The organism is Belnapia arida (assembly GCF_016773205.1).
GTDB classification, from domain to species: domain Bacteria; phylum Pseudomonadota; class Alphaproteobacteria; order Acetobacterales; family Acetobacteraceae; genus Belnapia; species Belnapia arida.
In genome coordinates, this window is sequence record NZ_JAETWB010000001.1 from 1,251,192 (window position 1) to 1,264,470 (window position 13,279).

General features: G+C 71.2%; 11 protein-coding genes and 1 tRNA gene. 6 read left to right on the forward strand and 6 right to left on the reverse strand.

The window, feature by feature from the left end; translation table 11 throughout:
* The first annotated feature begins 123 nt into the window (after window positions 1–123).
* Together JMJ56_RS06195 and JMJ56_RS06200 are read left to right on the forward strand one after the other, a co-directional pair.
* Window positions 124–1,053 (forward strand): ketopantoate reductase family protein, encoded by a 930-nt coding sequence (locus JMJ56_RS06195; RefSeq protein WP_202830683.1) that lies wholly within the window; start codon window positions 124–126, stop codon window positions 1,051–1,053.
* Window positions 1,050–2,438 (forward strand): MATE family efflux transporter, encoded by a 1,389-nt coding sequence (locus JMJ56_RS06200; RefSeq protein ID WP_202830684.1) that lies wholly within the window; start codon window positions 1,050–1,052, stop codon window positions 2,436–2,438. The genes JMJ56_RS06195 and JMJ56_RS06200 overlap by 4 nt, the downstream gene beginning before the upstream one ends.
* A 55-nt stretch (window positions 2,439–2,493) precedes the next feature.
* Here the strand turns inward: JMJ56_RS06200 and JMJ56_RS06205 are convergent, their stop codons facing one another.
* Window positions 2,494–3,033 (reverse strand): GGDEF domain-containing protein, encoded by a 540-nt coding sequence (locus JMJ56_RS06205; protein WP_202830685.1) that lies wholly within the window; start codon window positions 3,031–3,033, stop codon window positions 2,494–2,496.
* Between the two features lie 154 nt (window positions 3,034–3,187).
* Between JMJ56_RS06205 and JMJ56_RS06210 the strand changes: the two genes are divergently transcribed.
* Together JMJ56_RS06210 and JMJ56_RS06215 are read left to right on the forward strand one after the other, a co-directional pair.
* Window positions 3,188–4,357, forward strand: a complete 1,170-nt coding sequence (locus JMJ56_RS06210; RefSeq protein ID WP_202830686.1) for a M20 aminoacylase family protein — start codon at window positions 3,188–3,190, stop codon at window positions 4,355–4,357.
* Window positions 4,357–5,256, forward strand: coding sequence for an alpha/beta hydrolase (locus JMJ56_RS06215; protein WP_202830687.1), 900 nt, complete (start codon window positions 4,357–4,359; stop codon window positions 5,254–5,256). The genes JMJ56_RS06210 and JMJ56_RS06215 overlap by 1 nt, the downstream gene beginning before the upstream one ends.
* A gap of 20 nt (window positions 5,257–5,276) precedes the next feature.
* Here JMJ56_RS06215 and adhP read toward each other — a convergent pair whose 3' ends face one another.
* Together adhP and JMJ56_RS06225 are read right to left on the reverse strand one after the other, a co-directional pair.
* Complete coding sequence (gene adhP, locus JMJ56_RS06220; protein ID WP_202830688.1) at window positions 5,277–6,305, reverse strand: alcohol dehydrogenase AdhP; 1,029 nt, start codon at window positions 6,303–6,305, stop codon at window positions 5,277–5,279.
* 235 nt (window positions 6,306–6,540) lie between these two features.
* Window positions 6,541–6,627 (reverse strand) — tRNA-Ser (locus tag JMJ56_RS06225).
* A gap of 54 nt (window positions 6,628–6,681) precedes the next feature.
* On the opposite strand from JMJ56_RS06225, the gene JMJ56_RS06230 reads away from it, so the two are divergent.
* Window positions 6,682–7,677 (forward strand): lipid A deacylase LpxR family protein, encoded by a 996-nt coding sequence (locus tag JMJ56_RS06230; protein WP_202830689.1) that lies wholly within the window; start codon window positions 6,682–6,684, stop codon window positions 7,675–7,677.
* A gap of 28 nt (window positions 7,678–7,705) precedes the next feature.
* Here JMJ56_RS06230 and JMJ56_RS06235 read toward each other — a convergent pair whose 3' ends face one another.
* From JMJ56_RS06235 to JMJ56_RS06245, 3 genes are read right to left on the reverse strand one after another with little or no spacing between them, the layout of a single operon-like run.
* Window positions 7,706–8,743, reverse strand: a complete 1,038-nt coding sequence (locus JMJ56_RS06235) for a sensor histidine kinase (protein WP_202830690.1) — start codon at window positions 8,741–8,743, stop codon at window positions 7,706–7,708.
* 26 nt (window positions 8,744–8,769) lie between these two features.
* Window positions 8,770–9,204, reverse strand: a complete 435-nt coding sequence (locus JMJ56_RS06240; RefSeq protein ID WP_202830691.1) for a response regulator — start codon at window positions 9,202–9,204, stop codon at window positions 8,770–8,772.
* A complete protein-coding gene (locus JMJ56_RS06245) occupies window positions 9,201–10,712 on the reverse strand; it encodes a sensor histidine kinase (protein WP_202830692.1) in 1,512 nt (503 codons plus the stop codon). The genes JMJ56_RS06240 and JMJ56_RS06245 overlap by 4 nt, the downstream gene beginning before the upstream one ends.
* A 161-nt stretch (window positions 10,713–10,873) precedes the next feature.
* Here JMJ56_RS06245 and JMJ56_RS06250 point away from each other — a divergent pair, with 161 nt between their 5' ends.
* Window positions 10,874–13,270 carry a 1-deoxy-D-xylulose-5-phosphate synthase N-terminal domain-containing protein gene (locus tag JMJ56_RS06250; protein ID WP_456318777.1) on the forward strand — a complete coding sequence of 799 codons (2,397 nt, stop codon included), beginning with the start codon at window positions 10,874–10,876 and terminating at the stop codon, window positions 13,268–13,270.
* Window positions 13,271–13,279 lie beyond the last annotated feature (9 nt).

Consider the following 13,279-nt stretch of genomic DNA (forward strand, 5'->3'; position numbering starts at 1 on the left):
CGAGGCCGGGGCGAAGCCTCTGTGTCATGGGCTGGATGCCGCTGGCGATGGGGGTGTTGACAGGGTTTGGTGACGGGGCCAATCATAGCGTTTAGATGGCGTTCGTCATCAAAAGGAGCGGCGATGCGGATCCTCTTTCTCGGCGCCGGGGCCATCGGCGGCTATTATGCATCGCGCCTGGCGGACGCGGGGGCGGATGTCAGCCTGCTGGTCCGTCCCGGCCGGGCGGCGCAGCTGGAGCGCGACGGGCTGGTGATCGCCAGCCGGGGCGAGGTCCGGCGGCAGCGCCTGCCGGTGCTCCAGTCCGGGCAGGTCGACCGGCTCTTCGACATCGTCCTGCTGACCTGCAAGGCCTATGACCTCGGCTCGGCGATGGAGGCCACTGCCCCGGCGGTCGGGCAGGGAAGCCTGGTGCTGCCGCTGCTGAACGGCATCGCGCATCTCGACGAGCTGGATGGCAGGTTCGGCGCGGCGCGGGTGCTCGGCGGCGTCGCCATGATCGCCACCATGATGGAGCCGGATGGCACCATTCGCCACATCGGCCCGATGGACACGCTGGTGCTTGGCGACCGCTCCGGCACGATCACCCCGCCGGTGCGGACGCTGGCCGAGGCCTTCGCGGCGGGTTCGGTCGCGGCGCGGGCCTCGGCGGAGATCGTCCAGGATCTCTGGGAGAAGTGGTGCATGCTGGCGCCGGGCGCCGCGCTCACCTGCCTGATGCGCGGCACCGTCGGCGAGGTGATGGCGACGGAGGATGGTCCGGCCCTTGCCCGCCTCCTGCTGGCCGAGGCCCGTGCCATCGCCGCTGCGCATGGCCATGCCCCGCGCCCGCCCGCCATCGCCCATGCCGACCGCATCCTGACCGACCCGCAATCCGGCTGGGCGGCCTCGATGATGCGCGACATCCAGCAGGGCGCGCCGAGGGTCGAGGCCGAGCATGTGGTCGGCGACCTGGTCCGCCGCGGGCGGGCCTGCGGGCTCGCATCGCCGATGCTCGCCGCCGCATTCGCCCAACTCCAGGTCTACAACGCCCGCGCCGGGCGCGCGTCATGAGCGGCGCCGCAACGGGCCTCGGCGTGCCGGCCATGGGCGCCGCGGTGATGAGCCCGCGCACCCGCATGCTGCTGCATGGGAGGGTGGTGCCGACCCTGCTGCGCCTTGCCTGGCCGAATACGCTGGTGATGCTGGCCCAGGCCTCGGTCGGGCTGATCGAGACCTGGTGGGTCTCCCACCTCGGCACCGATGCGCTGGCCGGCATGGCGCTGGTTTTCCCCGGCTTCATGATGATGCAGATGCTCTCCGGCGGCGCGGTCGGCGGCGGCATCGCCTCGGCCGTGGCCCGGGCGCTCGGTGCCGGGCGGCAGGAGGATGCGGATGCGCTGGTGCTGCATGCGCTGGTCATCAACGGCGTCCTCGGGCTCGGATTCACCGCGCTGCTGCTCGCCTTCGGCCCGGCGCTCTATGCCCTGCTGGGTGGGGAGGGCGGCTCGCTGCAGGCGGCCTTGCAGTATTCCGACGTGGTCTTCGGCGGGGCGGTGCTGGTCTGGCTGAGCAATGCCTTCGCCAGCGTGCTGCGCGGCACCGGCGCCATGCTGCTGCCCTCGGTCTCCATCGTCATCGGCGTGGCGGTGCTGGTGCCGCTCTCGCCGCTGCTGATCCATGGCTACGGGCCGGTGCCCGCCTTGGGCATCGCCGGCGGCGGCTGGGCGGTGGTGATCGGCACCGGCCTCTCGACCGCGATCCTCGGTTGGGCGGTGCTGTCCGGGCGGAGCATCGCCCGGCTGCGGTGGGCGCGGCTGCGCTGGGCGCTGTTCCGCGACATCCTCGGCGTCGGGGCGGTCGCCTCGGTCAGCACCTTGCAGACGACGTTGACCATCGCGCTGACGACAGCGGTGGTGGCGCGGGCCGGCGGGCCGGATGCGGTGGCCGGCTACGGCACGGGAACGCGGCTGGAATACCTGCTGATCCCGCTGGTCTTCGGCCTCGGCGCACCGCTGGTGGCGCTGGTGGGCACGAATATCGGGGCGGGGCAGGGGGCGCGGGCGCTGCGCATCGCGCTGACCGGCGGGGCGCTCGCCTTCCTCGTTACGGAGGCGGTGGGGCTGGCGGCGGCGGCCTGGCCGGAGGCTTGGCTCGGCCTCTTCGGCCATGACCCACGGATGCTGGAGACGGGCGCGGCCTATCTGCGGGTGGTCGGACCGGCCTATGGCTTCTTCGGGCTGGGGCTGTCGCTCTATTTCGCGTCGCAGGGGGCAGGGAAGCTCGGCTGGCCGCTGCTCGCCGGGCTGATCCGGCTGGTGATCGCGGTGGGCGGCGGCTGGCTGGCGCTCCACCTCACCGGCTCGCTCGCCTGGGTCTTCGCCGCGCTGGCGGCGGGGCTCGTTGCCTATGGGGTGGTGCTGGCGGCGGTGATCCGCGGCGGGGCCTGGTTCCGCTGAGGACCATCGCAACACCACCCGTGGGCTTCGGGTGGGCACCGATGCGGAAGGGTTGCTAGCCCGGCCGGCCCTGGAGGGAGGTGACGAGGCTGTCGCCGCCGGACCGGCGGGCCGCCTCGCGCAGGTCGCGTGCCCGATCAAGCAGGAGCGGAGCCTGGTCCGCTCCGCCCCGGCTCAGCACCAGGCCAACGCTGCAGGTGAGGGCGAGGGCGCCGATCGGCGTCGGCACCGGCATGGCGCGGATGCAGCGCAGCAGGCGCTCGGCCGCTGCGACCGCCTGGGCGGGGAAGATATCGGCGAGGCAGATGCCGAAGCCGCCGTCCACCCGCCCGACCAGATCCTGCACGCGGATGCGCTCATGCATCCGGTCGGCCACGCCGAGCAGGGCCGCGTCCCGCACCGCGACGCCGTGCCGGGCGGTGATGCCCTCCAGCCCGTCGATGCCGAGGCAGAGCATGCCGACCTGCGGGCCGACCGGCTCCGCCATGGCGAGCACCGCCTCCAGGAAATGCAGCAGGGCCTCCTCGGTGACCGTGCCGGTTACCGGGTCCCGGTGGCGGCCATTCGGGTCATCGCTCAGCGGAGCGGGGGTCATGTCGGTGCGGATTCCTGCGGGGCTGGTCCTGGATGCTGGTGTCGATCAATGCGATTGCTGCCTGATTAATCCGGAGCAAAACCGACCGTGCCACCCTTGCGGGGGGCGGCGCGGCGGGGTCTGCTCGGCGCGAGAGAGCCGCGAGGACACCCGCATGACCGCATTCGACACCATCGTCCGCCGCCAGGCGGAGCTTGCCGCCATCCGCCAGGATATCCACGCCCATCCGGAGCTCGGGATGGAGGAGCACCGCACGGCGGAGCTGGTGGCCCGGAAGCTGGAGGAATGGGGGATCGAGGTGCATCGCGGCGTCGGCGGCACGGGTGTGGTCGGCGTGCTGCGTTCGGGCAATGGCGAGGCGGCGATCGGGCTGCGCGCCGACATGGATGCGCTGCCGATGGAGGAGGCGAACGACCTGCCCTATCGTAGCACCTCGCCCGGCCGGATGCATGCCTGCGGGCATGACGGCCACACCACCATGCTGCTCGGCGCGGCGCAGTACCTGGCGGAGACGCGGGCCTTCAACGGCACGGTCAATTTCATCTTCCAGCCGGGCGAGGAGGGCTGCGGCGGCGCGCTCGCCATGCTTCAGGACGGGCTGTTCGAGCGCTTCCCATGCAACCAGGTCTTCGCCATGCATAACCGGCCGGGGCTGCCCGTCGGCGAATACGCGATCCGCAGCGGGCCGACCGCGGCGGGCGGGGCCTTCTTCGATATCACCGTCGAAGGTAAGGGCTCGCACGGGGCGCGGCCGGAGGCGGGCACCGACCCGGTGCTGGCGGCCTGCCACATCGCAACCGCGCTGCAATCCATCGTCTCGCGCAACATGCCGCCGATGGAGACGGCGGTGCTCAGCATCACCAAGGTGACGGGGGGCGATGCCTACAACGTCATCCCGCAGACGGCGAAGCTCTCCGGCACGGCGCGCTTCTTCAGCGAGCGGGCGCGTGGGCTGCTCGAGGAAGGGATGCAGCGCGTCGCCGAGGGCGTCGCGGCCGGGCTTGGTGCCAAGGCGAGCCTCGACTTCCGCCTGATCTTCGCCCCCACCATCAACGCGCCGGAGCAGACCGAGCGCTTTGCTGCAGCCGCCGCCGAGCTGGTGGGCGAGGCGAAGGTGGACCGGACCAAGCCGCCGGGGATGGGCTCGGAGGATTTCAGCTTCATGATGGAGCGCGTGCCGGGCGCATACCTGCATGTCGGCAACGGCGACAGCGCGACCGTCCACAACCAGCACTACAATTTCAACGATTCCGCTATCCCCTACGGCGCCGCGCTGCTGGCCCGGCTGGTGGAGCGGGAACTGCCGAAGGGGGCCGTGTGCTGATGGCGCTGTCGCGACGGGCGGCGCTCGGCCTGGCCGGTGCAGCGGCGTTCGGCGGGACCGCGTCGGCGCAGAACGGGGCGCCGGCGATGCTGGCCGGGGTGCGGCAGATCGATCTCGCCCCGCGTGCTGGCGGGCGGCCGCCCTGGCGCATCTTCCTTCGCCGGCCGGACGGGCCGGCGCCGGCTTCGGGCTGGCCGGCGCTCTACCTGCTCGATGCCAATGCGGTGATGGGCATCGCCAGCGACGCGTTGCGGGTGCAGGCGGCCTTCCCCGGCGAGACCGGCATCCGCGACGGCGTGCTGGTCGGCATCGGTTACCCGACCGAGGCGGCCTATGACGACCGCCGCCGCGCCTTCGACCTGACGCCGCCGCCGGAGAAGGGGCGCACCGGCGGGGCGGAGGGCTTTCTCCGCTTCATCGAGGAGGAGCTGCAGCCCTTCGTCGCCGCGCAGGTGCCGCTCGACCGGTCGCGGCAGGGGGTCTTCGGCCATTCGCTTGGCGGGCTCTGCGTGGTCTGGTCGCTGCTGGCGCGGCCGCGCGCCTTCACCCATTGGGTGGCGATGAGCCCCTCGCTGCAATTCGACGCGGAGCTGATCGCCCAGGCGCAGGGGCGCTTCGCCGCGCTGCCGCCAGGCGAGCGGGGGCAGCCGCGGGCGCTGCTCGGCGCCGGTGAATTCGAGGAGCGGCTGGCGCCCTTCCAGGCGACGGCGGGCGATGCGGCGATGCGGCGGGAGAGCCAGGGACGCCTGCGCATCCCGGCACGGGCGCGGGAGATGACGGACCGGCTGCGCGACCTCGGCATCGCCGCGCGCTTCGAGCAGATCCCCGGCGAGACGCATTTCTCCGAGATTCCGGTGGCGGTGAACCGGGGGCTGCGCTTCGTGCTCGGGCCCGACTAGGATAGGCGCCGATCCGGCTCCTATTGCGCGAAGTCGATGACGACGCGGCCCTGGATGTCGCCCTTGTGCATGCGGGCGAAGATGTCGTTGATGGCCTCGAGCCGGTCGGTGGAGACCGTTGCCTTGACCTTGCCCTCGGCGGCGAAGTCGAGCGCCTCCTGCAGGTCGAGGCGGGTGCCGACGATCGAGCCGCGGACGGTCACGCCGTTGAGCACGGTGTCGAAGATCGAGAGCGGGAAGTCGCCGGGCGGGAGGCCGGTCAAGGAGACCGTGCCGCCGCGGCCGACCATGCCCATCGCCTGCTCGAAGGCCTTCCGCGAGACCGCGGTGACGAGCACGCCCTGCGCGCCGCCGACCGCGCGCTTCACAAAGGCGGCCGGGTCCTCCTGCATGGCATTGACCGCCAGCGCCGCGCCGAGCTGGCGGGCGAGGTCGAGCTTGGCATCGTCGATGTCCACGGCGATGACGTTGAAGCCCATCGCCCTGGCATACTGCACCGCCAGATGGCCGAGCCCGCCGATCCCTGAGATCACCACCCAGTCGCCGGGTCTGATGTCGGCCACCTTCAAGCCCTTGTAGACGGTGACGCCGGCGCAGAGGATGGGCGCGATGTCGATGAAGGAGACGTTGCCGGGCAGGTGGCCGACATAGTCCGGATCGGCAACCACGTATTCGGCGAAGCTGCCGTTCACCGAATAGCCGGTATTCTGCTGATCCTTGCAAAGCGTCTCCCAGCCACCGAGGCAATGCCGGCAGTGGCCGCAGGCGGTGTAGAGCCACGGCACGCCGACGCGGTCGCCCTCCCTGACATGCCGGACGCCCGTGCCGACCGCGGCGACATGGCCGACGCCCTCATGGCCAGGGATGAAGGGCGGCTTGGGCTTCACCGGCCAGTCGCCTTCCGCCGCATGCAGGTCGGTGTGGCAGACGCCGGTCGCGGCGATCTTCACGAGGATCTGGCCCGGGCCGGGGGTCGGCACGGTCACCGCCTCCAGGACGAGCGGCTTGCCGAATTCGTGGACGACGGCGGCTTTCATGAAGCTAGCCATGGGGAATTCTCCTGACTTTGCCCGGCGGCATCCGCAGGGACCGGAGCGGGCCGCGCGGCGCGCCGCTCCCCTCCGTGGCGGGACCCGCATCCGGCGGCGTCCTGTGGCGCCGATCCTGCGGCCCGGGGCCGGGCGCTGCATTGATCGGGATCAAAAGGGCAGGCGAATCGCGGCGGTCGGGGAGGGGGTGCGGCCCGGGGCGGTCCTGGCCCTCAGAGGCCGCGGTCAGGCCGGGCGGATGGGGTGGGATTCGAACCCACGGTGAGCTTGCACCCACGGCGGTTTTCAAGACCGCTGCCATAGACCACTCGGCCACCCATCCTTTGCGCCCGGCGTCCGAGGGGGTACATCTAGCGTCTCTCCTGGGATGGGACAAATGAAGCGATCGCTTGCCGCAGCCCTGCCTGCCCTTACCTTGCTCGCCGGCACGGCCGCGGCACAGGACCTTCCGGCGCCGGACCGGCGCGGATCCGTCAGCATCATTTCCGAGAACGACAGCTACGCCCGCAACACGGACCGCTGGTACAGCAACGGCTTCCGCTTCAACTGGGCCTCGGCCGAGGACAATCTGCCGGGGCCGATGGCGGCGCTGGACGAGGCGCTGGGCAAGCTGTTCGGCCCGGCGCGCAGCCGCTGGGGCCTCGGCTTCGGCCAGAGCATGTTCACCCCGGCGGACACCCGCCTGCGCGATCCCGATCCGCGCGACCGGCCCTATGCCGGCTACCTCTATGGCGAGATCTCGCTCGACCGGCGGACGCAGACGACGCTCGACCGATTCGGCCTGCAGGTCGGCGTGGTGGGACCGAGCTCGCTGGCGCGGCCGACGCAGGATGTGGTGCATTCCGTCCTCGGCGACCGGGAGGCACGGGGCTGGCGCTACCAGTTGCGTGACGAGCCGGTCTTCAACCTGAGTTACGACCGCATCTGGCGCATCCCGGTCGCCACGCTGCCGGGCGGGCTCGGCGTGGACACGCTGCCGAGCGTGACGCTCGCCGCCGGGACGGTGCAGACCTATGCTGGCATCGGCGGGCGCGTCCGCATCGGCCAGGGGCTGGACCGCGACTTCGGCGCGCCACGCATCCGCCCGACCATCGCCGACACGCCGGCCGCGGTGGGCGAGGGCTTCGGCTGGTACCTCTTCGCCGGGGCCGGCGGAAGGGCGGTGGCGCGGGACATCTTCCTCGAAGGCAACACTTACCGGGACAGCCGCTCGGTCGACCATCGGCCTTTCGTCGGCGACTTGGAGCTGGGCGGGGCGATCTTCTGGCACAACGTCCGGCTGAGCTACACGCAGAACTTCCGCAGCAAGGAATTCGTCGGGCAGAAGAAAGAATTCGTCTTCGGCTCCCTGTCGCTGTCGATCTCGTTCTGAACCCTGCGGCCTGGTGGCGGAGGAACGCCTAGGCCAGGGAGAAACGGATGGAGACCGCGGTGCCACCCGGCCCCGCGGTCTGCGTCACCAGCCCGCCGACGCTGTGCGACAGGCTTTCGACGATGCGTCGGCCGAGGCCGGTGCCGGTGGCCGATGGCGTGGCCGTGGCACCGACGCCCCGGTCCTGCACTGCGAGCAGCCCATGGTCGTCCCGCCGCTCCAACCGCACGGTGATCGGCCCGTCCTCGCCGGCCGGATAGGCGTATTTCAGCGCATTGGTGACGAGCTCGGTGAGGATGACGCCTAGCGAGACGGCGCGGTCGGTCGGCACCTCGATCGGCTCCGCCTCGAAGCCGATGGCGCGGCCGCCGACGGAGCGGGCGATCTCCTCCACCAGCCCGGCCAGGTAGTCGTGCAACGCCACGCTGCGCACGTCGTCCGAGGTGTAGAGGCGGCGATGCACCTGGGCGACGGCGGCGATGCGGTTGCGCATGGCGGCCAGCGCCTCGCGCGCCGCCGGGTCCTGCACCGAGCCCTCCTGCAGCCGGGCGAGGGAGGCGATGAGCTGGAGGCTGTTGGCGACGCGGTGGTTCACCTCGCGCAGCAGCATGGCGCGCTGGCTGGCGAGTTCCTCGGCGCGGTCGCGGGCCTCGCGCACCGCGGCCTCGGCGGCGTCGTGCGCGCGGCGCAGCGCCTCGCGCTCGATGGCGCTCTCGATCGCCGTGCGGAGCAGCGCCAGGAAGTCGCCGCCAACCTCCTTGATGACGTAGTCCGCCGCCCCGGCGCGCAGCGCGGCGATGGCGATGCGGCCCTCGTCGGAGCCGGTGACGTAGATGATCGGCGGCTGCGTGGTCAGCCCGCGCAGCTGGGTGAGGGTGTCGAGCCCGTCCTGGCCTGGCATGTAGTGGTCGAGGCAGATCGCGTCGAAGGCCTCCGCCGCGGCGAGTGCCAGGCCCTTGGGGCCATCGGCCGCCGTGACCACCGCATATCCGTGCCGCTCCAGGTCGCGCTGCACCAGGCGGCGCAAACCAGGCTCGTCGTCGATGTAGAGGATGCGGCGGGGCATCGGGTCCATGGGAGGGATGGGGCGGCCTATGGTGTGGGGGGCACCTGGATCACCGCCAGGAACAGGCCGAGTTGGCGCACCGCCTGGGCGAAGGTCTCATAGTTGACCGGCTTGGTGATATAGACGCTGCATCCCAGTTCGTAACATCTGCGAATCTCGCGCTCGTCATCCGTCGTGGTCAGTACGATCACCGGTGCCGGCCTGAGCTGCGGATCGGCCTTCAGCTTGGCCAGGATGTCGAAGCCCGACATGTCCGGCAGGTTGAGGTCGAGCAGCACCAGCAGCGGCCGGTGCTCCGGCCGGCCCTGGCCGATCAGGAAGTCGAGCGCCGAGGTGCCGTCGAGGAAATGGCGCACCTCGTTGAAGACGCCGGCGCGCTTCAGGTTCTTCTCGATCAGGCGGGCATGGCCCTCGTCATCCTCGACCATGACGATGGTGACGGCCTGGGCGGCAGCGTTCATGTGGGGATGTCCTCTGCTGCGCCCGGCGTCTGCGGCTGGGCGGGCGCGGTGAGCGCCAGGGTCACGCGGAAGGTGGAGCCGTGGCCGGGGACCGAACGGCATTCGACATCGCCGCCGAGACGGCGGGCCAGCGCCCGCACATGGGCGAGGCCGATGCCTTCGCCTGGCCTGTCCTGCCGGCCGGAGCGGCGGAAAAGCTCGAAGATCCGGCCATGGTCGCGCGGGTCGATCCCGCGCCCGTTATCCTCGACCTCGACCACGACATGGCTGCCGCTGGTGCGGCCGCGGATGGCGATGCGGCCGGGACGGGCCGGGTCGAGATACTTCACCGCATTGTCGATGAGGTTGCCGAAGATCTGCTCCACCGCCAGCCGGTCGCTGTGGATTCGTGGCAGGCCGGGGGCGAGGCTGACGCTGGCGCCCGCCTCGTCGAGCTGGTGCCGCTGCGTCGCCACCAGCCCGCCGAGCAGCGCCTGGAAGTCGATCGGCTCCGGGTGCAGCAGCCGGCGCCCCTCGCGCGAGAGGCGGAGGATGGCGTTGATCAGCCGGTCCATCCGCGCGGTGGAGGAGCGGATGAACCCGACCGCCTCGGGGATGTCCTCCAACACCGCGGCGCGAGCCTCGGGCGTGACGAGGGCGGGCGCCTCCCGCTCGGCGGCGGCCAGCAGCGCCGCGAGCGGCTCGACGGCTGCCTCCAGCTCGGTGGTGAAGCCCATGACGTTCACCAGGGGCGCGCGTAGGTCATGCGATACGATATAGGCGAAACGTTGCACCTCGTCATTGGCAGCGGCGAGGGCGGCTGTGCGTTCCGCGACCCGCGCTTCGAGCGAGGCATTGGCGGTGACCACTTCGGCCTGCGCGACCTCCAGCGCCCGGGTGTAGCGGCGGGCGAGCAGGCCGGCGCCGATGGTGACGGCGAGCATCAGCAGGAGGGCGCCGGCCGAGCCGAGCAGCAGGAGGCGGCCATTGCTGACCAGTCCTTCGCTGCGGGCCCGGCCGCGGGCGAGGCTGCGGGCCTCGATGCCGGCGACGACCTGACGGATGGCATCCATCTCCGCCCTGCCGCGGTCGGTGCGGACCAAGGCCAGGGCGCCCTCCCGGTCGCCGGCCTGGCCAAGGGCGACGGTCTCGGCCAGTTCGGCGAGTTTCGCCTCCACCTGCCGCTGCAGGGTGCGGGCAGCCGCCTGATCGCCCCCATCGGCGATTATGCGCCCGACCAGCGCGGGCATCTCGCGCGGCAGTTCGGTCATGGCGTGGCGGTAGGGTTCGAGATAGGCGTCCTCGCCGGTCAGCAGGTAGCCGCGCTGGCTGGTCTCGGCATCCTGGACCAGGGAGAGGACGCGGCCGGCGGCGGTGCGGATTTCCTGGGTGGTGATGACGCCGGTGGCGAAGCTTCGGGTCTCCTCGACCAGCCAGAGCATGCCGACCTTGGTGGTGAGCAGCGCGGCGAAGCCGATCGCCATCAGCAGCAGCGACAGGCGGCCGAACATGGTTTTGTTGAACGGCATGGCGCCGGCTATGGCCTTTCGCGGCGTGTTCGATCCAGCGCATTAGCCAGTGACCGGCTCAACCGCAAGCGGCGCCGATGCCGCAACGATGGCTGCGCCCTTGCCGAGCGGGGGCAGGCAGGGCCAGATGCGGCCTGTCCGAGAATGCGGGAGGACCCCCGGTGAACGTCCTGGCGAATGGCGCAACCAACCTGGTGCGGGCCGACCGCGAGTCGGAAGGCGAGCGGCTGCGGCTGATGCACGCCATGGAGCGCAAGCTGCTCTGGCTTTCGGCCTGGATGATCCACCATGCCAACCATGTCCGCCCGAACCGGGACGGGCTGAAAGTGGGTGGGCATCAGGCCTCCTGCGCCTCCGTCATCTCGATCATGACAGCGCTCTATTTCGAGATTCTGAAGCCCGAGGACCGGCTGGCGGTGAAGCCGCATGCCGGGCCCGTCTTCCACGCCGTCAACTACCTGCTCGGCCGGCAGGACCGGGCGAAGCTGGAGACGCTGCGGCAGTTCGGCGGCATCCAGCCCTATCCCTCGCGGGTCAAGGACGGGGCGGAGGTGGATTTCTCCACCGGCTCGGTCGGGCTCGGCGTCGCGCTGACCAGCTTCGGCAGCCTGGTGCAGGACTACGTACACCTGCACAAGCTCAGTCGGCCGGGAGTGCCGGCGGGCCGGCACATCGCCATCGTCGGCGATGCGGAGCTGGACGAGGGCAATATCTACGAAGCCCTGCTCGAGGGCTGGAAGCACGATGTCCGCAATGTCTGGTGGGTGATCGACTACAACCGCCAGAGCCTCGATTCCGTGGTGCAGGACCGGCTCTTCGGGCGGATCGAGGGCCTATTCCGCGACATGGGGTGGAATGTCGTCACCCTCAAATACGGCCGGAAGCTGGAGGCGGCCTTCGCCCGCGAGGGGGGCGAGTCGCTGCGCCGCTGGATCGACGACTGCCCGAACAGCCTCTATTCGGCGCTCACCTTCCAGGGGGGCGCTGCCTGGCGGGCGGCGCTGCTGACCGATCTGGGGCGCGAGGAGGGCATCCGCGCCATCATCGACCCGCTCTCCGACGAGGAGCTGGGCGCGCTGATGACCAATCTCGGCGGGCATGACGTGGCGGCGCTGCTGGAGGCCTTCCGCGCCCAGGACGCGGCGGGCGACCAGCCGACCTGCTTCATCGCCTATACGATCAAGGGCATGGGCCTGCCCTTCGCCGGGCATAAGGACAACCATGCCGGGCTGATGACCAAGGAGCAGATGGCCGGCTTCAAGCGCGGGATGGGGATCGCGGACGGGCAGGAATGGGAGCCCTTCGTCGGGCTGGAGGTGCCGGAGGCGGAACTGCGGGCCTTCATCGAAGGCGTGCCCTTCGCGCGCCGCCTGGCGGAGGAGGGACGGCGGCTCGACTCGCCCACCGTGCCGGTGCCGGAGGCCTTCCCGCTGCCGCGGGTGCCGGCGGGGCGGAAGCTCTCGACCCAGGCGGCCTTCGGCGAGGTGCTGGCGGAGCTCGGGCGGGGGCAGGGGGCGGCGGCGCCGATCGCCAGCAGGATCGTCACCACCAGCCCGGATGTCACCGTCTCGACCAATCTCGGGGCCTGGGTGAACCGGCGCGGGGTCTTCGACCGGCACCTGAAGAACGACGTGTTCCGCGATGCGAAGCTGGCCTCGGCGCAGCGCTGGGGGATGTCGCCGGAGGGGCAGCATATCGAGCTCGGCATCGCCGAGCAGAACCTGTTCCTGCTGCTCGGGGCGCTCGGGCTGTCGCACTCGCTATACGGGGCGCGGCTGCTGCCGGTGGGGACGGTCTATGATCCCTTCGTCAACCGTGGCCTCGATGCGCTGATCTATGCCTGCTACCAGGATGCGCGCTTCATGCTGGTGAGCACGCCCTCGGGGCTGACGCTGGCGCCGGAGGGCGGGCAGCACCAGTCGATCAACACGCCGCTGATCGGCATCGCGCAGGACCGGCTGGCCAGCTACGAGCCGACTCATGCGGATGAACTGAGCATCCTGATGCGGTGGGGCTTCGAGCATATGCAGAAGCCGGATGGCAGCGCGGTGTGGCTGCGGCTCTCGACGCGGGGGCTGGAGCAGCCGCAGCGCAAACTCGACCCGGCGGCGGTGGTGGCGGGCGGGCATTGGGTGGTGCCGCCGGCGCCGGGCGCGCGGATCGCCATCGCCTACCAGGGGCCGGTGGCGCCGGAGGCCGTCGCCGCCTTCGAGGAGCTGCGGACGGAGGAGCCGGGGGCGGGGCTGCTCGCCATCACCAGTCCGGACCGGCTGCATGCGGAGTGGCTTGCGTCGCGGCGGAAGGCGCGAGGCGGGTTCGGAGCGCCGAGCTGGGTGGAGCAGCTGCTGGCACCGCTGGCACCGGATGCGGCGCTGGTGACGGTGCTGGACGGGCATCCGGCGGCGCATGCCTGGCTCGGGGCGGTGCGCGGGCAGCGGGTGGTGCCGCTCGGCGTCGACCATTTCGGCCAAGCCGGCGACATCCCGGATCTCTACCGGGAATACGGGCTGGACACGGACAGCATCCTCGATGCCTGCGCCCAGGCTTTGCTGGGGTAGCGAGGTGCC

Excerpts from the sequence above, each read along its gene's own strand:
- JMJ56_RS06195 (WP_202830683.1), top strand. The coding sequence starts at position 124 with ATGCGGATCCTCTTTCTCGGCGCCGGGGCCATCGGCGGCTATTATGCA.
- JMJ56_RS06200 (WP_202830684.1), top strand. The coding sequence starts at position 1,050 with ATGAGCGGCGCCGCAACGGGCCTCGGCGTGCCGGCCATGGGCGCCGCG.
- JMJ56_RS06205 (WP_202830685.1), bottom strand. The coding sequence starts at position 3,033 with ATGACCCCCGCTCCGCTGAGCGATGACCCGAATGGCCGCCACCGGGAC.
- JMJ56_RS06210 (WP_202830686.1), top strand. The coding sequence starts at position 3,188 with ATGACCGCATTCGACACCATCGTCCGCCGCCAGGCGGAGCTTGCCGCC.
- JMJ56_RS06215 (WP_202830687.1), top strand. The coding sequence starts at position 4,357 with ATGGCGCTGTCGCGACGGGCGGCGCTCGGCCTGGCCGGTGCAGCGGCG.
- adhP (WP_202830688.1), bottom strand. The coding sequence starts at position 6,305 with ATGGCTAGCTTCATGAAAGCCGCCGTCGTCCACGAATTCGGCAAGCCG.
- JMJ56_RS06230 (WP_202830689.1), top strand. The coding sequence starts at position 6,682 with ATGAAGCGATCGCTTGCCGCAGCCCTGCCTGCCCTTACCTTGCTCGCC.
- JMJ56_RS06235 (WP_202830690.1), bottom strand. The coding sequence starts at position 8,743 with ATGCCCCGCCGCATCCTCTACATCGACGACGAGCCTGGTTTGCGCCGC.
- JMJ56_RS06240 (WP_202830691.1), bottom strand. The coding sequence starts at position 9,204 with ATGAACGCTGCCGCCCAGGCCGTCACCATCGTCATGGTCGAGGATGAC.
- JMJ56_RS06245 (WP_202830692.1), bottom strand. The coding sequence starts at position 10,712 with ATGCCGTTCAACAAAACCATGTTCGGCCGCCTGTCGCTGCTGCTGATG.